The sequence below is a fragment of the Peribacillus sp. YIM B13472 genome, assembly GCF_042788005.1.
Lineage (GTDB): Bacteria > Bacillota > Bacilli > Bacillales > DSM-1321 > Peribacillus > Peribacillus simplex_E.
The window spans coordinates 20,558-39,575 of record NZ_JBHZPG010000007.1 but is presented as its reverse complement, the minus strand read 5'-3'; the positions used below and the strand labels follow the sequence as shown (position 1 = coordinate 39,575).

Sequence of the window (19,018 nt, the reverse complement as noted above, 5' to 3'; positions counted from 1 at the left end):
TTTTCATGGTCTGTAAAATCCCGATATGCTCGATTAATAGCAGCCTAATAGGTCTTATCCACAGCTTCGCCTATTTCAGTGTCTGTCCCCCTTTTCAGGGTGAAGAGGTGCGTTTCCGGCTTCGCCTCAAGCCTTAAAGGCACTGCGCTTGTCCCATAGCCATTACTCGTCATATATAAACAGTCCCCCTCTTTTTCAATGCTGCCGATCTGATAGGGACCGAATCCGAATATGCGAATCTGCCCGCCATGGGTGTGACCTGACAGGACAAGACTAATACGGTGTTCCGGAGTCAACTGTTTCTTGACCAATGGATTATGGCTCACCAAAATCCGAAAATCTTCATTCCCGCAATCCGACAGGGCAAGGTCAAGCCTATCACGTTCTTCTGATATATCATCAATGCCCAGAAGAGCGATTTTGCTGCCATTATGAGACTCAAAAGAAACAGCTGTATTATCAAGGATTTTCACACCATGTTTCAAAAGAGTCGCATCCAGTTCATGGAAGTCTCCTTCATAATCATTATTACCCCAAACAAAATAAAGGGGACCAAGGTCTTTTAGTTTCAATATATTTTTTTCCACACGTTCTAAGGGAACCCCACTTTCCCTAATGTCCCCGCCGATTATCACCAAATCTGCCTTGTCACGAGCTTCCTCAATTATTTTATCCGCAACGATCCGCCGATGAAGATCGGATATAAAAAAAATCCGAATATCTCCAAAGCCTTCAGGAAAGTCTTTAAAATATAAGTCTTGAGAAATCACCCTATCTTGCATAGCCGTACGCCACATGTAAATGATCGTGGCAAATGACAGCAGAATGATGACTAAAAATAATCCAGATAACCATAACATCTTAGTTAAACCTTCTTTCCATCCTTATCCTAAACGTACTTTCATATAACCATAAAACCATATTACCCGCAATTAAATATGATTTAACGCGATCATCATTTATTTTCATGATATAAGTTAATATCATAATTCTTCTTCATCATTTCAAAAACCTTATGGCGGCTTTTCCATTCTTCCTCTTTTTCCCACAATTGCTTACTTTTATTAATGATTTCACAGCGTAGCAGTTGAAACTCCTTTTCAGCTTTATCAAGCTTTTTTTTAATTAATACCATATATCCATATAGACCAATGGCTGCCGCCAAAAAAAGGAAATGGCTAAAATGGTCGACGAAAACACTAAACATACTGAAAAAGGAATAGGAATATGGTACAACGATATAAAAATATAGATAAATCATAAAAAGGGCAGCAACAACCATGGTTGCCCATAAGCTTTGAAGGTGCTTCTTTTTAAGTGCCTCGAATTTTTTCTTTCGATCCACGACATTCTGCAGCATTTGCTTTGTTGCTTGATCCGTCTTCTCATCCAATAAAATGATTGTCGATTCCATCGCATTTCCTCCTCTACTCTTTCAAATCATGATATGAAAGAGTAGAGGAAAAAATGATAAAGTACCTGTCACGTTTACCTTCACACCGAAGTAAGTCAAACAATCTTAAAAAACACCCTGCCTATAAAGACAGAGTGCCATCGTTATTTCTTGATAGGAATTTTCAATACCTGACCTTTGGAAATTTCATTGCCATTCAGCCCATTCCACTCCCTGATCAGAGCAATCCCTTCCTGTGATTTGTAGTAATTCATGGAAATGCGAAATAATGTTTCTTCACCTTGAACAGTATGTAAGACCACTTTGTATCCCTCTTTATCCGGTTTCGCAGCTTGAACATTTTCGGCAGCCTTTTTCTTTTCTGATTCTGCCTTCTTTGCTTTTTCGTCAGCTATTTGCTGTGCTTTGGCTTTTTCCGCAGCTTCTTGCTGCGCTTTAGCCTTTTCCTCAGCTTCTCGCTGTGCTTTGGCCTTTTCTTCAGCTTCTCGCTGTGCTTTGGCCTTTTCTTCAGCTTCTTGCTGCGCTTTGGCTTTTTTCTTAGCTTCTTGCTGCGCTTTAGCTTTAGCCGCAGCTTCTTCTTTTTCTTTCTCCGCTTCAGCCTTTGCCGATTCTTTTTCCTTTAAATCATCTGCAGTAGCTGTAGTTGGAATCGATTCATTAGCTTCCTCACTAAAGACGACTTGGTCACTTTTCACAACAGGTACAGGCCTATCCTGCAGATATGTATAAAGGGTGTAAAATCCAATTGGAAGTAAAATAAAAAATAATGCTAATAATTGTATCATCGGGAACTTCTTCACTTTACTTTTTTTCTTTTTATTCTGGTGGACTTTGCTCCGCTTGGGCAATGAGGACTTAGCCTTATGACGTTCAATTCGCGAACGAAGTTCACCAGCCTGATCGTTTTCTTTTTCATTCTTTTGCACTCGGCTCATTCAAGTCACCCCCTTTCTTGCTAAACCCTCTTTGCTTTTTGTTCCTGATTAAAATACCAAGGATAAAGTCAATCAAAAAGTGAGCTGTTATCGTCACGATGAGATTATTAGTCATTTCAAATAGAAAACCGATAAAGAAGCTCAAAACCAAAACATTTAAAAATAAAAACCAATTAAAAAGGTAACGATAATGAACGGCTGCAAAAATTAGGCTCGTAAGAAGCAAACCAAAATGCGTTTGCAACACTCCACGGAATAATACTTCTTCACTTATCGCAACCACTAAAGTTACGACAAAAATCATCGGGTATGACAAATTACTGAAAATGCGTTCGTTAATGCCACCATCATCCTGATAGGAAGATGGAGTCACTTTCATAAACAATATGTCAAATAATACGACAATGACTCCAGCGGGAACTCCAATAAGCAAAATGTTCAGGTCATCAAAGATAAATAAGTCGAAAAAAGCTGAACGGTCTTTAAATAAAATAATACCTAAAAAGAGGGCTAACGTTAAGAGAATAATTTGCGTAAGAAACAAATTATATAGCAACTGTTTATCTGTAAGTTGTTTAATTAATTCAGCTTGCTTATTTTTCATTGCCATTTTCCTTCTTTAATAAGATATAAGCCAATTCTTTTTTCCAAGTGGAAAAGGAATTGACCGGATTCACTTTGACTTTCGGCCATACATCAGCCATTTTTTCGACATCCATCCCACAGATATCACAGCAGATGGGGTTCACTTCCCGATGCTTTTCTCCAAAGTAGTCCAGTATCCCTAAACGGCGACATTCCTGGGCATATATCCAGTGAAGGAATTTATGCAGCTTTTCCTGATTCCTTGATTTTCTCTTTTGACAATACTCTTTCATCTCTGCCATTTGATCTAGGTTATTGCCCGTGATAAACTGCGTAAAAAAACGGAGCTGGATTTCGTTCAACGAAAAGGATTGAGACAGCTGTTCTTTTTCCGAGAGGGTCAAAATCGCCATATTTTTGTGTGAGGCATTAAGGAAAGAACATACACCATCGATTTGCGAATCCGTAGGCAACTGTTGCTCCATCAAATGCAGGGGAAGCCCTTCATCCCCTTCGCTATATAATAAGACAGCTACACTTTGTTTCCGATCTCTTCCCGCCCTGCCTATCTCCTGAAGATATGCTTCCATCGTGGACGGGATATGAAAATGGATAACATATCTGACATCCGATTTATTCACACCCATTCCAAAAGCACTTGTTGCACATATAATTTTCAACTGGCCGGAAATGAATTGCTGCTGAATGAGCATCCTTTGCTCCTGTTCCATTCCACCGTGATAATAATTGACACTATCGATTCCGTTATCCTGTAAAAACCCAGTGACTGACTCCGCCACTTTTTTAGAGGAAAAATAAATGATTCCGCTGCCGGCAAACTTCCTGACAAGTTCCAGCACACGGGCTAGCTTTTCATCGTAGCTGAACATTCGCTCGACAATAATTGCAATATTTTCCCTATCAACAGATGAGACCATTTCCTTGGCGTGCCCAATGTTGAGTTTACCAATGATGTCCCTCCGGACCTCATCGGTTGCAGTTGCCGTCAGGGCAAGAGTCAACGGATTGTTCAATTCACGCCTCACTTCTCCTAAATTCAAATAATCCGGACGGAAATCATACCCCCATTGTGAGATGCAGTGTGCTTCGTCTATGACGAACAAACCTATGTCTATGGATTTCAAGGATTTTATCACACCATCCAGGCTTAGCATTTCAGGGGATAAAAAGATAAAACGATAACTATGTAACCGGTCGAAAGCTTTCCTTTTTTGATTTAGCGTCAAAAAAGAGTTGAGGGTCAATACACTTTTTTCGCCACTCATCTTCAGCTGATCTGCTTGATCCTGCATTAAAGATAATAACGGGGAGACAATTATGACAGTCTTATTTAAAAGATAAGCAGGCAGCTGGTAACATAATGATTTACCTGATCCCGTTGGGAGCATCGCTAAGGTATGACGGCCGGACATCAATGATTCAACCACTTCCTTTTGTCCAGGGCGGAATTCATCAAATCCGAATTTTTCTTTGAGGACTCGTTCTATGTTCATCATCACTCACCTATTTTCGCAAGTACAAGTCTTATTTGGAAAAAGCTTATTTGTTTATTATCGACCATCTGCTTGATTGCTTTAAGCTTTTTCGTACCAAGTTCCTTAATAGCCTCAGCAATTTCCCTCTCATCCTCGATAGTTACATAATCGGAAATCGGAAAATCTTTTTCCGATAAAACAATTTCTACGAGGTGATCTTCGATGGTGTTGACTTTCAATCTGCGGATTTCAGCTATTTCACCCAGATTTTTCCCTTCCTGGATGTATCGTAAAGTTGTCTTTGTAGATTGTGTCAATTGAGGATTTCCACTTCTTTTCCAATCATTGGTTAATGAGGACAAGAGAGGGTAATCCTTTCCCGTTTCCATTTCTGCAAGCATTTGATGCATGGAGTCAAGGAATGTAAAGCGAACATACTCTTCTTCTACATCTTTCCTTTTTGCAATCTGTTCAAACGTAAGTCCAATCCTGTTTATTCCGGTTAACCTCAAAATGAAAATGTCTCGTTTCATATCACTTTGACTTTCTAAAAGGGATATCAGTTCATCATATAGATGTTGGGCAATCACCGCTCGATCTTGACGATTGACATGTAAAAATTCCTTTACGAAGAATTGGATTTTGGGATTTCGTTGTATCGGATAAAAACGCCTTTCATTGTGGACAATATGGGATATGGTTTGAATGAGTAAGTTTAACCTTCCCCAGAAAACCGGGGTGATATTGTGATACTTCCAACCATTTATATACGTCGGAAAAGGATTATTTTTAAAGTAATCGCCTAACATTCCCTCACCTTGCATACTAATTTCATACGCATCTGATCTATCCGTTAACTTAATCATGTCATGCTTAAGTAAATGTTCAATGTTTTGATTTAATTGCTGACGGGTAAATCGGGGTATTGTCCCAAAAATATCCGTTAACCCGAATAAATGGGCATCCTGGATTGTTTGTGACGATTTCTTACCCTGCAGCATATGGTATATAGCATAAATGGAACGTTCGCCTTGAAATTTTTTTATCGCATATAGAATGATGGCCTGTAGATAATTATTCATGGGACTCACATCCTTGTTTCATTTAACCAATAACCCCATTGTAACAAAAAACTGCAAAAATCGCCGTTATTATTGATGAATACAAGGGAAATTATGTGACTAAATGACGAACCATGGATAGAACCGAGTTAATTATTTCGATGTTTTTCGTTGACATTCAGCTAGATGATAGTTATTATCAATACAATTTCTATTGAAAAGTTTTGCATTCGGTCTTACAATAAGAAAGAGATAATAATCTGAAATAAAAAGATTATCAGTTGTTAAACAACTTAGGAGGGGTTATATTCATGGCTAAATTTACTATTGTGGATAAAGAAACATGCATAGCTTGTGGAGCATGCGGAGCAGCGGCACCAGATATATATGATTATGATGACGAAGGGATTGCATTTGTTACCCTTGACGATAACGAGGGAATCGTTGAAATTCCAGATGTACTTATAGACGACATGATGGATGCATTTGAAGGATGCCCAACGGATTCCATTAAAGTTGCTGACGAGGCATTTGACGGGGATGCACTAAAATTCGAATAACGGTACAAGCCATTTTCAAACGAGAATGGCTTTTTCTTTTGGCCAATATCGGATTACATCTTCTCATACCAAAAAACAAACATAAAAAACAACCGAATATGGATATCCGGTTGTTTTTTCATTTCTATCGTCAATGCCGTTAAGCATTTTTATATAATGTTTGCTTATTGATCCATGTCTGTAATTTAATGAACAGCAACATGAATACAGATGTGATGAGCACGCCTTTAATCACGTTGAAAGGCAAGATTGCCGTCGTAACGAACTTTCTTGACTCGGGCGCCGACATTGCATCCCACCCCATAAAGAAGGTATATGCCGGTAAAAAGACAAAATAGTTTAAAACACTCATGAATACTGCCATGGAAACTGTCCCCGCAAGTAAAGCGAACGTCATCCCTTTTTTTGAATTGATTTTCTGAAATACATAATAAGTTGGCAAGACAAACAGTATTCCGGCTATAAAGTTAGCTATATGCCCCACAGGTACAGCAGTCAAGGTCCCTGTCATGACTAAATCCAATAGGTTTTTAATGAACTCGACTAGAATTCCAGCCATCGGACCGAAAATCAATGCCGCCATCAGTGCTGGTATGTCGCTAAAATCGACATTGAGAAAAGGCGGGAATCCTGGAAACGGGAAATTTAAAAGCATCAATAAATAAGAAATGCTTCCCATCATCGCAAGTGTGACCGTTTTTTTCACTTTGTTCTTATTCATAGTTCTCTCTCCTTCTTTTCCGATCTACCTGAAAAAGAGGTTTGGGTTCCAAAATATGTTGATGCTCAATAAAAAACCTTTAATTCCAATAGAATTAAAGGGATAAATTAAAGGTTACATCAAACAAACGTTCAGCAAATAACTGTTGAAACGCATTCAGGAACCTCCATCTTCTCCCATCCAGACTATACTGTCGGCTTTGGAATCACACCAAATCCTGCCTTGTAAGGCTCGCGGGCTTAGAAGAAGAAATTCCTTCATCACCGCCGGTGGGGAATTGCGCCCCGCCCCGAAGATAGACCTATAAAATTTTTATACTTCCCATTATATCTGAAATTCCATTTTTTTGATAGCATTTTTTCTCAGTTGATGCATTTAGGATGAATATCGATAGTCGCAGTGAATGGTTTAAAACAAATAGCGAAAATTTTTTTATATTATGGCAAACAAAGACGAAGCCATTTATATCACCATATTAAACAAATGATCAGATGATAATCATGTTATTAAGCGCTTACATCCAGATAAGCCAAATTGACATAAACAGCATTTCAATTGTAAAATTAACTGAAATTTAAGATAATTCTTTTCCCTAGGAAGGTGTTTAGACGTGTATCGGATTTTAGTAGCAGACGCCATTAAACCAGAAGGACTTGGACCGCTATCAGAGGCATCCAATATTCATCTCATTCAGAAAACCGTAGAGGAAGCTGCAAACGAGCTTGATCGGATCGATGCAATTCTTGTGAGAAGTGCAACGAAGGTTTCGGAAGATTTAATGAACCGCATGCCGCAGTTGAAAATTATAGCACGCGCTGGTGTCGGTGTTGATAACATAGACATCCCCGCGGCGACAAAACGCGGGATTGTCGTGGTTAATGCACCTGACGGCAATACCATCTCAACAGCTGAACATACATTTGCGATGATGGCTTCATTAATGCGCCACATTCCGCAAGCTTATGCTTCACTGAAGAATGGGGAGTGGAAACGTTCTTCATATACGGGAACTGAACTTCGTGGTAAAACATTAGGTATAGTTGGCTTTGGACGTATCGGAGGGGAAATTGCAAAACGTGCTAAAGTTTTTGGCATGGATGTCATTGTCTATGATCCGTTCCTGACTGTCGATCGTGCAAAGAAAATGTCCGTAACGGCCCTGCCGTTAGATGAATTGCTTCCAAAAGCAGACATCATTACTGTTCATACACCACTAACGAATGATACTAGAGGATTAATCAATAAAGAAAAACTGCTTACCTGTAAAAAAGGGGTATATGTACTAAACTGCGCCCGTGGTGGAATTCTAGACGAAGATGATTTATATGAAATGTTAGTCGAAGGACATGTTGCAGGGGCGGCACTGGACGTTTTCGTCGAAGAACCTCCACTTGGCAATAAACTGCTTGAACTGGATAGCGTCATTGCTACACCGCATCTTGGTGCTTCCACTAAAGAAGCCCAATTAAATGTGGCCGTACAGGTTGCCCAAGAAGTATTGACCTATTTTGAAGGAAACCCAGTCTCAAGTTCTATCAACCTTCCAGCCATATCTAAAGAAGTGTTTGAAAAGGTACAGCCTTTCTATCAACTTGTTCAGCAAATGGGATCCATTGCTTCTCAGTGCATGAATGAAGGAATTCAGGAAATCTCCGTTACGTATGCAGGAGAATCATTGGATTTCGATACAGAGATTCTTACAAAAAGTCTAATCTCTGGCTTTTTCAGATCAAGAGTTGATGCATCAGTCAATGAAGTGAATGCCTTGTTGATTGCAAAGGAGCGTGGCATAACGGTTGGTGAAAAAATCTCTACGGACTCTTTAGGTTACTCGAATTTGATCAGCCTTAAAGTAAAAGGTGACAACCGAGAATTAACAATCAGTGGAACCTATATCGAAAATTACGGGTCTCGAATTGTAAGTTTGAATGGTTTCAAAATCGACTTTCATCCAGAATCGAATTTACTTTATATCCAGCATACCGATAAACCTGGTGTAATCGGTAACGTAGGTAAGGTCCTAGGTGATCACGGAGTGAATATCGCCACCATGCAGGTTGGCCGAAAAGAAGCTGGTGGGGAAGCCATAATGGTTTTGAGCTTTGATTTACCATTAGAAGACAACATGAAACATTTTTTAATGGAAACAGAAGAAATTACATTCATGGCCCGTATCTCATTAAACTAAGAAGAAAAAAGTGCCCGTCCAGTGCGGGCACTTTTTCTGTGAATGCAAGGGGCTTTTGCCAACCATACACAGGGTGTTTTTAACGCACCATCATATGGGAAACCTCCCCATCATTTAGTCTTGGCTCCTGCAATCAATTCACTTGGTTCGGTGCTTTGGGCACCAATATGTCCTCAGTTAAATTCAACTGGCCTACCTCTTCAATAGGAGCATTTTCAAACTTCACTTTTTCAAAACCAAAATCCTTGGCAATGAAGAGTATGGCTTCTAAAGCTAGAAGGGATTCCTTACTATTTTTAATGGCAGCTTGATCTGATAATTGGATTATCACCAGATTTCCATTAGAGCTTACCCTTTCCCATTTCAGGTCATGCGGGATTGCAGGTGAAATTCCCTCGATGCCCGCCTCCCCTTTTCCAGCTTGCAGCGCCTCCTCAAAGTCCTGATAACCCATATTGCTTGGAACAAGGAACCTTGGGGAGGACTCATCCCTTTGGTAAAGAAAGTATGTGCGATTTTTTTGATGAGGAATATCCACCTCCTTTAAATATCCCGCGTGCGCAAACATGGCACCTTGCTTACCATCTGTAGAAAATGTCATTTTCTCTATATTGTTATAGGAAAGCGTTTCCTCCATCGAATGGAGAAAAAGTGTATCTTCATCCAATAGTCGGCTTTTTTCTTGAAAATCAATATGAGCAGTGGTCATATCGTTTCCTTGGCTGATCTTTATATCAAGTGGAAAATAGTCAGATAGCCCATATTGCTCTTCATCCATATCGGACATTTGCTTAACTAACTGATTCAGTTTATCATTTTCGTCATAATGTTTGAGTTTAATTGAAATGGGAACGATGAAATTCATTTGATCATCTGGGACACCCATCGTAATGATCGATGCATTTTTAAGGTCATCTTGATAGATCGCTTGTGCAAATGTTTTTTCCTTTTCCCCTTTTCGGGGTTCCATTTCTGAAGCCTTGTCTTTAGATTCGATTTCCGCTTGCTTACTCGAAAACTTTTGACTATCCTGTTTATCTGCTGAATGATTTTCTTTGTTACTTGCATCCTGCCGTTCAAGATTTGCCATATCCTTATTTTCAGATAGAGATAATTTCCCACTACTGCCGCTATCCTCTTGACTTGTCGTTCCTTTTTTTTCAATAATTAAAGATGATGCCAAAACAACCATTAAGAATAAGGAGGCAACACCCGCAAATAGAGGTATCCAGTGTTTCTTTTTCTTCTTATCATCTATTCTCGCAAACACCTCTGCCTTGGTTCGGTCATCTTTTAATTTAGGAAGCTCGCGCAGCATGTCTTCAATTTCGCTTTCTTTCCAACGGAATCTTCTCAATGCGGTGGCCCTCCTTTCCTAATAAATCTTCCATCAACTTTTTAATAGCCTTCAAAGCACGGTGCTGGGTCGTTTTTACCTTACTTTCACTCCAATTCAATACTTCAGCAGTTTCCGTAATGGACAATCCCTGAATATAACGTAAAATGATGACGGATCTTTGATTCGTGGTACACCGGTTTAAGCATTGATAAATATCTTGGATTTCATCGTTCATGATAGCCACTTCTTCGGGAATGGGCTCTTTATCTTTTATCAATTGCCTATCCCAATCAAAATTAGGAAAGATTTTATCTTTCCACCCTTTTTGTTTCCGAAAGTAATCAATCGTCACATTTCTTGCAATCGAGTACATCCACGTTTTTTCACTGCTTTTTCCTTCGAAGCGTTCATAGGCCTTCATCACCCGGATATAGACTTCCTGAACAAGGTCCTCAGCCGTTTCTCGATTTTTAGTCATATAAAAAATGAATTGATATATTTCCTGATGATATTTTTCATAAAGATCGTGGAAAACGGAATCCATCATTTCCCCACATCCATTCATAAATATAGTCGTCAATCCTAAACAAAAGTTACATAATTCGGCTTTAATCTTATTATAAAATTCCGTTAATTTCCACATATCAGGGACTTCTTATTTTGTTTCCTAAAAAAAACAAAGACAAGTTGGAAAGAAATCCAATTGCCTTTGTCTTCTCAATTCATTATGAAACAAGATTTTTTGGCAAGCCACCCGTCATTCAGCTTTTTCCATAATTCGAGGCAGGATAAAACTGAACGTCGTCCCTTTATTAGGTAAACTGTTTACCGAAATGAAGCCATCATGGGCATTGATTATATTTTTTACGATTGCCAAACCTAAACCGGTGCCCGAACGGCCGCGGGTCCTTGCTTTATCCGCTTTATAAAACCTCTCGAATACAAAAGGCAAATCTTCTTCGGGAATTCCAGATCCAGAGTCCCTCACATCAATGATCAGACCCCTTCGATCACTTGTCCTCTGAATGACATCAATGTTACCGCCCGGAGGAGTATGACGAATCGCATTATCAATTAAATTGGTCAAAACCTGTTCAATGCGGTCCGGGTCGAAATGCCATTGAATTTGATCGTCTTGCATGCTGGCTGATATTGTGATCCCCTTTTCTTTAGCCAGCCCGGAAAACTTACTTGTAATCCTCTTTAAATAAGGAGAAATAGGTACGCATTCATAGCTAAGGTTCATTTTACCCGATTCCAATTTAGCTAGGTCGAGGAGATCATTGACTAAACGGCCCATTCTCAAAGACTCATCATAGATGATGCGTGCCATTTCCACCTTTTCCTCTTCACTGCCCGCAATGTCATCTACAATCGCTTCACTATATCCTTGCAACATTGAAATCGGCGTTCTTAACTCATGGGAGACATTCGCTATGAAATCAGTCCTAAGTTTGTCCATACGTCTTTCATCACTCATATCCCGTATGATGGCCACCGCTCCCCGAATATTGTCGGCATTTGTATATAGCGGACTGACAATGAATCCCCAATCACGGCCCTGCAAAGTAATTTCACCGACTTGCTCCTTATCGAAGGAATCTGATTCATCAAAAAGATTCATCAAAACCAAGGGGACATTGACATTATCTTCCCGGTTATAGCCCTTTTCAAAGTACCAGGATTGCAGAAACCTTTCTGCTGGCGGATTCGTTTCAAGAATTGTGCCATCTTTATTGAAGGTAATGACCCCATCTGCCATACTGCTAAGAATGCTTGAGAGATGTTCCTTTTCCTGACTAAGTGCATTCATATTGAATTTCAGCTGTTTTCTCATCTGGTTAAACGCTATGGCCAGCTCACCTATCTCATCTTGAGTCAAGATTGGAACCTTTGTATCAAATTTCCCCCGGGCAATCGCTAGTGCGGCTTCCCTCATCTTCACCAGTGGGGCATTGATTCTTGTAGATAAAAAGAAAGCAAAAATCGTTGTCAAAATAATGGCGATGCCTGCTGCCAATAATATGAACTGTGTAGTTGATTTTGTGGTTTCTTCCATGGACTCCAACGATTGAAATAGGAAAACTTCATCCTGTTCCCCATTCAATTCAAGTGGAATGCCTACTACGATTGCGAACAATTCATCATTGCCTGCATCATCGGAAAGCGCCATTTCCTTTTTTACAGTCTTTCTTTCCGTAAAAACCTTGAGCAATTCGGAATCATTTTTAATGAGTTCCGGCGTGATTTCGAACTCATTATCTCCTCCGATTGATGAGAATATCATTTTGTCATCATTAAGAATGATCATTTTCGTTTCGTTGCCTATTATTTCCGAAGCTATTTGTAAAACCTCATTGCTGGATCCCTGATGTTCATTGGTTACCTTAATGATTTGTTCAGCTGTTTTGGTTAAATCATTTTCAATATTTTCAATCTGGAAATTCTCAAAGAATTCGACCAGCAGAACGGTTAAAACAATTAATACAAACGACACGAGCAATAGGATCGTTGCCCATAGCTTCCCTACAACACTGCCCCATAGCATCAGTCATTCATGACTTCGAACTTGTAACCTACACCCCAAACAGTCACAATCATCTTGGCTGCATTTTCGGATATGCGGTTTAATTTTTCACGTAAGCGTTTGACATGCGTGTCAACAGTTCGAAGATCCCCAAAGAATTCATAGTGCCACACTTCTTTTAACAATTGCTCCCGATCGAAAACCTTATCTGGGGATTTCGCCAAGAAATATAATAATTCATATTCTTTTGGTGTTAATGAAACCTCTTTGTTATCAGCAAGTACACGGTGTGCATCATTATCAATGGTTAGATGTGAGAAGACGATCACATCTTTTGCTGTCGTTTCCGTCTGCATGTAACTAGTGCTTGAAGAGCGTCGTAATAAAGCTTTAACCCTTAATACCACTTCACGGGGACTGAACGGCTTTACGATATAATCATCTGTTCCCACTTCGAACCCTTGAACGCGGTTCACTTCTTCCCCTTTAGCAGTCAGCATGATAATCGGTGTCGTTTTCTTTTCCCTTAATTCACGGCAAACTTCGATTCCATCTTTACCAGGCATCATAATATCCAATAAAATTAAATCATAATCATTTTCAAGGGCTTTTGTTAAAGCCATATCTCCATTTTCCGCTTCATCGATCATGTATTCTTCCCTTTCCAAATACATCTTTAGCAGCCGGCGGATTCTTTCCTCATCATCCACCACGAGAATTTTTATAGCATTATACATTATGTAATCAGCCTCCTATCATATATTCTACAAAATGAAAACTTCCATGACTAATACTTTTTCCTTACAAAGTACGATAAAGAGCCGATTTTGCATGGCTTCCATGAACCTTTCACCATTTTGTCACAAAAAAGACTTCGACCGCTCACTAAAAGTTCATAAATGCTTTCACCGAAATATCCTTATTAATGGTTATGACTGAAAAAGGGATCATTCTCTAGAAAAATCGATAAGCCAACTCCTCGACGTTTCTATCAAAAGACCCCCTTCATCTAAATATTACAATATAGAATCAAGCATATGAATGCAAACCAGCAATAACAAGATTGACGAATATCAAGTTAAACATTATGATGGCAAAACCGATGACGGCAAGCCAAGCTGATTTTTCCCCTTGCCATCCCTTTGACATGCGCAGATGCAAGAAAGCTGCATAAAACAACCAAGTAACAAGTGCCCAGACCTCTTTCGGATCCCAGCCCCAGAATCGTGTCCAGGCCACTTGAGCCCAGATCATTGCAAAAATGAGGGCACCGAGTGTAAAAATCGGAAAACCGATAAGAACCGAACGATAACTAATCTCGTCCAATAAATTTAAATTCACATTTTTAACGATCGGTTTAATCAATGCTGCCACTCTTTTGCGAGCAATCAACCTTATTAAACCATACAAGACAAGCCCCATACCGAATGACCAAAGTACAGTATTCAGTTTCTTGGCATTGATCAGTGGAGGCATGTCCACAAGTGGTTCAAATCGATCCGTCTCGATTAGTTTCCCTTCATTGGGACCAACCAAAGCCGGTAGGTTGAATTCCTGTTTGACCTCGGCTCCGTGTTTATCGACCCAATCAAAATTCGCCTTATAATCCATCGCAGCAAAAGAAGAAGTGATGATGACGAATCCGATGGTGCAGACTAATGTGAACATGATGCCTTCAAGCCAGAACGTTCTTTTGCTTGATTGTGTCTGATCGACGAATTTGATTAAATAAATGATGGCAGTAACGAAACTTATGGCAAGGATCGACTGTCCTGCCGCTGCAGTCGTTACATGAATATGAAGCCAATCGCTCTGCAAAGCAGGAATGAGTGGCGAAATTTCTGTAGGAAACATACTTGCATATGCGATTATCAATAACGCAATCGGTAAAGCGAATAGCCCAAGGGCAGGTGTTTTATAAAGGTAATATATTAATATGAAAGCACCGACCAGCATCATTCCGAAAAAGGTCGTAAATTCAAACAGGTTACTTACCGGGGCATGGCCGGCAGCAATCCATCTAGTGATGAAATACCCAATTTGCGCCGTGAAACCGAGAATGGTGATGAAAATGCCCAGTTTAGCCCATTTGTTTTGTTTCTTTTCTTCGGCTCCGCGTTTATCCTTGATCGATCCCCCAAATAAAAAGGTAGCGACAAGATATAATAAGAAAGCTGCATATAAAAAGTTACTGCTTAATTCAGCCATTTAAAACTTCCCCCTTACTAGAAGATTTCTCATCTTCAAGTTGATCCATCGGTTCGGAAAGTGATGTTGATTCTATCGCTTGTTTTATATCTCTTTTAATACCGTGCCAGTTTTTGTTTGTATGGCCGGCCATTAATATCTCATCATCTTTCCTCTTAATCCAAATTCTCCGGTGATTCCAATAAGCCCCTTGGACAACTCCGATCATGAAAATGATTCCACCCGTGAATAGGATCCAAAGCGTTAAATCCTTCCTGACGGTCAAAGCCGTGACATCTTGGGTTTCCACACCATTAAAAGCCATTTTATAAGTGTTTTCCCCTAAAGGCTCCACAGTCTCCTTAATCGCTACGAAACTGACCTCACCCTCTGGCTTATCTGGAGTATGCATTTTAAAGATAAATGCTGGATTATTCGGAATCTTCGATATCGTTCTAGGTTCACCTTTTTCATCGAACTCGAAATCGGGGAAGTAACTGATCAAGTCAACGGAATATCCTTCTTTCAACTCGTATTTCTTTTGTGGATTGTTCAAATCAACCTTTAAGCTTCCATATTTCTCTTCGGTTTTTTTATTTATCAAATTAAAAGCCATCGTACTGAGCTCATCCAGTTTATAGTCTACTTGGTAGAGAGCATAATGATCATGTTTCAGAGGTTCATTGACTTTGATTTTATAATCTTTAAGCTTATCAAGGTCCACTTTTTCCCCTGGTAAGGTTTCTCCCTTGCGCTCATACAACGTAACATCGGATTGATAGGTTTTTGCGATCGTACCGGTTTTATCAATTGCAGCACTGTACTGCTCATCTTCTTCATTCTCTTTGTCATACACCTCTAAGGTAAATTCATTATTCCGGAGGTAATATTCACCATTTGTACCCGGGATTTCTTTTCTCTCGCCTTCACGCAGCCAAAGTACTTTGTCGATATACATCCCAGGGACAGAACGCAATAATGCTCCAATTAAGAAAATGATAAGTCCAATATGATTAACATAGGGTCCCCAACGTGAAAAACGACCCTTTTCGGCAAGTATATGACCGTTTTCCTCCCGTATATGATAACGCTGCCTTTTTAGTCTATCCTTTACTTCTTCAAGGTTTATATCTTGGTCTTCAAGCTTTGTCACCCCATAAATCCGCTGGCGTTTCATGAAACCGTCATGACGTGTGACCCCTTGTTTTTTTAACGATCGGTATAATGGAAAGAACCGATCGATACTGGCAATCAATAGTGATATGCCTAGCATGCCTATGATAATCAAATACCACCATGAACTATACAAGTTATGAAATCCGAGTTCATAATACACTCTTCCGAACCAGCCGTATTCCAGTTCATAATGCTCTGCAGGCGTAGCAGTTGAAGGGATGTACATTTCCTGAGGTAAAATCGTCCCGATAGCTGAAGCGATCAAGGCAATGACAATGAGCGTCACCCCTACCTTAACGGAAGAAAAGAAGTTCCATATTTTATCGATGATCGTTTTTTTATATGTTTGTGAACGCCTGGCACTTCCTTCATATCTCATATCAATAAGCTTGTTTTCTCTTTCGTTACCAAGCACCATCCCGCATTTCCCACAAATCTTTGTGCCAAACGGATTTATATGACCACAATCGCATTTTACTTCTTTCATGTCAAAAACTCCCCAATATTATGGTTTAATTCTCTCCATATGCTTTTGGATGCTCTCTTCTGTCAAAGCTCCGGTGATGATATCTATCACTTTCCCATCTTTATCGACCAAAAAGGTGACAGGCAATATATCCACGCGGTATGCATTTTCCACTTCCCTACCTTTATCGATCATGACAGGAAAGGTCAGATCATGCTTTGTAATGAAATTATTGACAGCATAGTCAGATTCCCCGACATTAACCGCCAATATTTCAACGCCCTGTTCTTTAAAGTTTTTATATTGATTTTCCATATAAGGCATTTCGTATTCACACGGCTTGCAATATGTACCCCAAAAGTTCAGGAAGACGCCTTTTCCCTTGTAATCGGAAAGTTTATGCTCTTTGCCTTCCATATCAGTCAAGACGAAATTGGGTGCATCGGATCCTTTTCTCAGACTTTCATTCTTATCTTTAGTGAAGTTCGTATAAAGGGCAAACACTAAAGCTGCACCTAAAAGCAGGAGAATGATGGTTCTGCTAATTAGGCGTCGCTTCTTTTTATCCATAGAGATCCTCCTAAGTCCACACTAAATTTAACTACCATTATACCATTTAACGCCATGTCCTTTTTATTTACATTTCTGAAGGTTTTGTGACATTCTTTCCTGATTCATGAAGGAAAAGGTATTTACAGGTTGTTTTCCACCACCCATTCTTCCGGGGGAAGAATGGGGTAGTGGTTTCAACCTATTAATACAGGAAAAATTCTTATCTACATTCTCCGCTGTTTAGGTTCGGTCGTTGCTAAAGTCCGCATTAATTTAACTTCATGTGGAGTCAGCTCCCGGGAATCTCCTGCTGTTAAACCGTCCAAGGTCAAGAAACCATATTGTTCCCTCTTCAATTTAATGACGGGATGGCCAATTGCTTCGAACATCCGGCGGACTTGCCTGTTCCTGCCTTCATGTATTGTGATTTCAACTATCGCCGTTTCCTTTTTCTTGTCGGTAGACAATACCCTTGTCTTGGCTGGTGCAGTCTTGCCATCCTCCAACTTGATACCTTTATCCAACTTTTTCAAGCTTTCACGCAAAGGCATCCCTTTCACTTTTGCCACATACACTTTATCCACTTCATGCTTCGGATGCATTAACGTGTTTGCAAATTCCCCGTCATTGGTTAAAATCAATAAGCCCGAGGTATCGTAATCCAAACGGCCAACCGGATAAATCCGTTCATTGATGTAAGGGAAAAAGTCAGTTACGACTTTTCTATTCTTATCATCAGAAACTGCCGAAATGACGCCGCGCGGTTTATAGAATAGGAAATAAACCGGGGCTTCTTTTTCTAGCGGGACTTCATTAACCTCAACTTTATCATTAGGCCCAACTTTCACACCTAATTCCTTCACTACTTTGCCGTTCACTTTTACCTTACCTTCTAAAATCAACTCTTCTGCTTTACGGCGGGAAGCCAGTCCAGCATGTGCTATCACCTTTTGTAATCGTTCCATCTATCTTCACCCCATAGTATAATCATTCGTTTGTTATTGTCTATACATACACAATCATACAATTATTACATATTGAGAGGCAAAAACAAAAGGTTTTTCGTGAATAAGAGCTTTTCTTTTATTATTACACCAATAATGGGACGATTAAATGGGGTGGTTTCCATAATGAGTGTAACATAGCTTATTTTTCCATACAAAAAAATGTTTCTTTTGGATGAAAGTTCGATTCCGTTTAAAAATGGAGAGCTTAACATAGCCGATTGTTTAAGAAAAAAGACAAAAAAAAAGAAATGGAATCGCCCATTTCCCTAGCCTTTATTTCATACCGAAAACCATTGTGACGACGATAACGGCAGCTATGATACCGATCAAGTCTGCCAAAAGACCGACCTTTAGGGCATCACCCATTTTTTTGATCCCGACAGCTCCAAAATAAACGGTCAATACATAGAAGGTGGTATCTGTACTTCCCTGAATCGTGGCAGCCAAGCGCCCAATAAAGGAATCCGGTCCATAAACAGATATCAGGTCGCTGGTCATTCCTAAAGCGGCTGTTCCGGATATCGGTCTAATAATCGCAAGGGGTAAAACCTCAGATGGAAAATGAAGAAAGGAAAGCAAGGGGTGCAGTGATTGTACAATGAAATCCAGGGCCCCTGATGCCCTAAATACTGAAATCGCCACTAGCATCCCTACCAGGAAAGGGATGAGGGAAAAAGACATGCTGATTCCTTCTTTCCCCCCCTCAACGAAGGTCTCATAGGTGGGAACTCTTTTCAATGTGCCGTACAGTAATATACAGAGGATCAAAATCGGTATCATCCAAATTGAAATGGTGGTCATCCA

18 protein-coding genes and 1 riboswitch are annotated in these 19,018 nt (G+C 39.8%); of the genes, 2 read left to right on the top strand and 16 right to left on the bottom strand.

The window, feature by feature from the left end:
• Positions 1-44 precede the first annotated feature (44 nt).
• From ACFX4I_RS07680 to ACFX4I_RS07655, 6 genes are all read right to left on the bottom strand, one after another.
• The gene (locus ACFX4I_RS07680) at positions 45-860 is read right to left on the bottom strand and encodes a metallophosphoesterase (RefSeq protein WP_377419876.1); all 816 of its coding nucleotides are present in this window, start codon (positions 858-860) and stop codon (positions 45-47) included.
• A 95-nt stretch (positions 861-955) separates the two neighbouring features.
• The gene (locus ACFX4I_RS07675; protein WP_230302217.1) at positions 956-1,414 is read right to left on the bottom strand and encodes a YpbF family protein; all 459 of its coding nucleotides are present in this window, start codon (positions 1,412-1,414) and stop codon (positions 956-958) included.
• Positions 1,415-1,557: 143 nt separating this feature from the next.
• A complete protein-coding gene (locus tag ACFX4I_RS07670; protein WP_377419874.1) occupies positions 1,558-2,349 on the bottom strand; it encodes a LysM peptidoglycan-binding domain-containing protein in 792 nt (263 codons plus the stop codon).
• Positions 2,327-2,953, bottom strand: a complete 627-nt coding sequence (locus tag ACFX4I_RS07665; protein WP_377419872.1) for a CPBP family intramembrane glutamic endopeptidase — start codon at positions 2,951-2,953, stop codon at positions 2,327-2,329. Before ACFX4I_RS07665 ends, ACFX4I_RS07670 begins: the two co-directional genes overlap by 23 nt.
• Positions 2,943-4,448: a RecQ family ATP-dependent DNA helicase gene (locus ACFX4I_RS07660; protein ID WP_377419870.1), complete on the bottom strand. Its 1,506-nt coding sequence runs from the start codon at positions 4,446-4,448 to the stop codon at positions 2,943-2,945. Before ACFX4I_RS07660 ends, ACFX4I_RS07665 begins: the two co-directional genes overlap by 11 nt.
• A 2-nt stretch (positions 4,449-4,450) precedes the next feature.
• Positions 4,451-5,512: a YpbB family protein gene (locus tag ACFX4I_RS07655; RefSeq protein ID WP_377419868.1), complete on the bottom strand. Its 1,062-nt coding sequence runs from the start codon at positions 5,510-5,512 to the stop codon at positions 4,451-4,453.
• A 290-nt stretch (positions 5,513-5,802) separates the two neighbouring features.
• Here ACFX4I_RS07655 and ACFX4I_RS07650 point away from each other — a divergent pair, with 290 nt between their 5' ends.
• Positions 5,803-6,051 carry a ferredoxin gene (locus tag ACFX4I_RS07650; protein ID WP_034308087.1) on the top strand — a complete coding sequence of 83 codons (249 nt, stop codon included), beginning with the start codon at positions 5,803-5,805 and terminating at the stop codon, positions 6,049-6,051.
• A gap of 139 nt (positions 6,052-6,190) precedes the next feature.
• Here the strand turns inward: ACFX4I_RS07650 and ACFX4I_RS07645 are convergent, their stop codons facing one another.
• A complete protein-coding gene (locus ACFX4I_RS07645) occupies positions 6,191-6,772 on the bottom strand; it encodes an ECF transporter S component (protein WP_230302212.1) in 582 nt (193 codons plus the stop codon).
• 164 nt (positions 6,773-6,936) lie between these two features.
• Positions 6,937-7,073, bottom strand: a riboswitch (FMN riboswitch).
• A 309-nt stretch (positions 7,074-7,382) separates the two neighbouring features.
• On the opposite strand from ACFX4I_RS07645, the gene serA reads away from it, so the two are divergent.
• Positions 7,383-8,960, top strand: coding sequence for a phosphoglycerate dehydrogenase (serA, locus tag ACFX4I_RS07640; RefSeq protein WP_377419866.1), 1,578 nt, complete (start codon positions 7,383-7,385; stop codon positions 8,958-8,960).
• 133 nt (positions 8,961-9,093) lie between these two features.
• Here serA and ACFX4I_RS07635 read toward each other — a convergent pair whose 3' ends face one another.
• The 9 genes from ACFX4I_RS07635 to ACFX4I_RS07595 form a co-directional block, all read right to left on the bottom strand.
• Positions 9,094-10,317 carry a GerMN domain-containing protein gene (locus tag ACFX4I_RS07635; protein ID WP_377419864.1) on the bottom strand — a complete coding sequence of 408 codons (1,224 nt, stop codon included), beginning with the start codon at positions 10,315-10,317 and terminating at the stop codon, positions 9,094-9,096.
• Entirely contained in the window at positions 10,283-10,843 is a 561-nt protein-coding gene (gene sigX / locus ACFX4I_RS07630) for an RNA polymerase sigma factor SigX (RefSeq protein ID WP_377420014.1), read from the bottom strand. Before sigX ends, ACFX4I_RS07635 begins: the two co-directional genes overlap by 35 nt.
• Positions 10,844-11,056: 213 nt before the next feature.
• Positions 11,057-12,850 carry an ATP-binding protein gene (locus ACFX4I_RS07625; protein ID WP_230302229.1) on the bottom strand — a complete coding sequence of 598 codons (1,794 nt, stop codon included), beginning with the start codon at positions 12,848-12,850 and terminating at the stop codon, positions 11,057-11,059.
• A complete protein-coding gene (locus ACFX4I_RS07620; protein ID WP_230302209.1) occupies positions 12,847-13,563 on the bottom strand; it encodes a response regulator in 717 nt (238 codons plus the stop codon). The genes ACFX4I_RS07625 and ACFX4I_RS07620 overlap by 4 nt, the downstream gene beginning before the upstream one ends.
• Before the next feature lie 292 nt (positions 13,564-13,855).
• Positions 13,856-15,034: a c-type cytochrome biogenesis protein CcsB gene (gene ccsB, locus ACFX4I_RS07615; RefSeq protein ID WP_230302208.1), complete on the bottom strand. Its 1,179-nt coding sequence runs from the start codon at positions 15,032-15,034 to the stop codon at positions 13,856-13,858.
• Positions 15,027-16,676, bottom strand: coding sequence for a cytochrome c biogenesis protein ResB (gene resB / locus ACFX4I_RS07610; RefSeq protein WP_377419862.1), 1,650 nt, complete (start codon positions 16,674-16,676; stop codon positions 15,027-15,029). Before resB ends, ccsB begins: the two co-directional genes overlap by 8 nt.
• Before the next feature lie 18 nt (positions 16,677-16,694).
• Entirely contained in the window at positions 16,695-17,225 is a 531-nt protein-coding gene (resA, locus tag ACFX4I_RS07605) for a thiol-disulfide oxidoreductase ResA (protein ID WP_230302206.1), read from the bottom strand.
• 206 nt (positions 17,226-17,431) lie between these two features.
• Entirely contained in the window at positions 17,432-18,172 is a 741-nt protein-coding gene (rluB, locus tag ACFX4I_RS07600; protein ID WP_034308106.1) for a 23S rRNA pseudouridine(2605) synthase RluB, read from the bottom strand.
• A 315-nt stretch (positions 18,173-18,487) separates the two neighbouring features.
• Positions 18,488-19,015, bottom strand: coding sequence for a spore maturation protein (locus tag ACFX4I_RS07595; protein ID WP_377420012.1), 528 nt, complete (start codon positions 19,013-19,015; stop codon positions 18,488-18,490).
• Positions 19,016-19,018 lie beyond the last annotated feature (3 nt).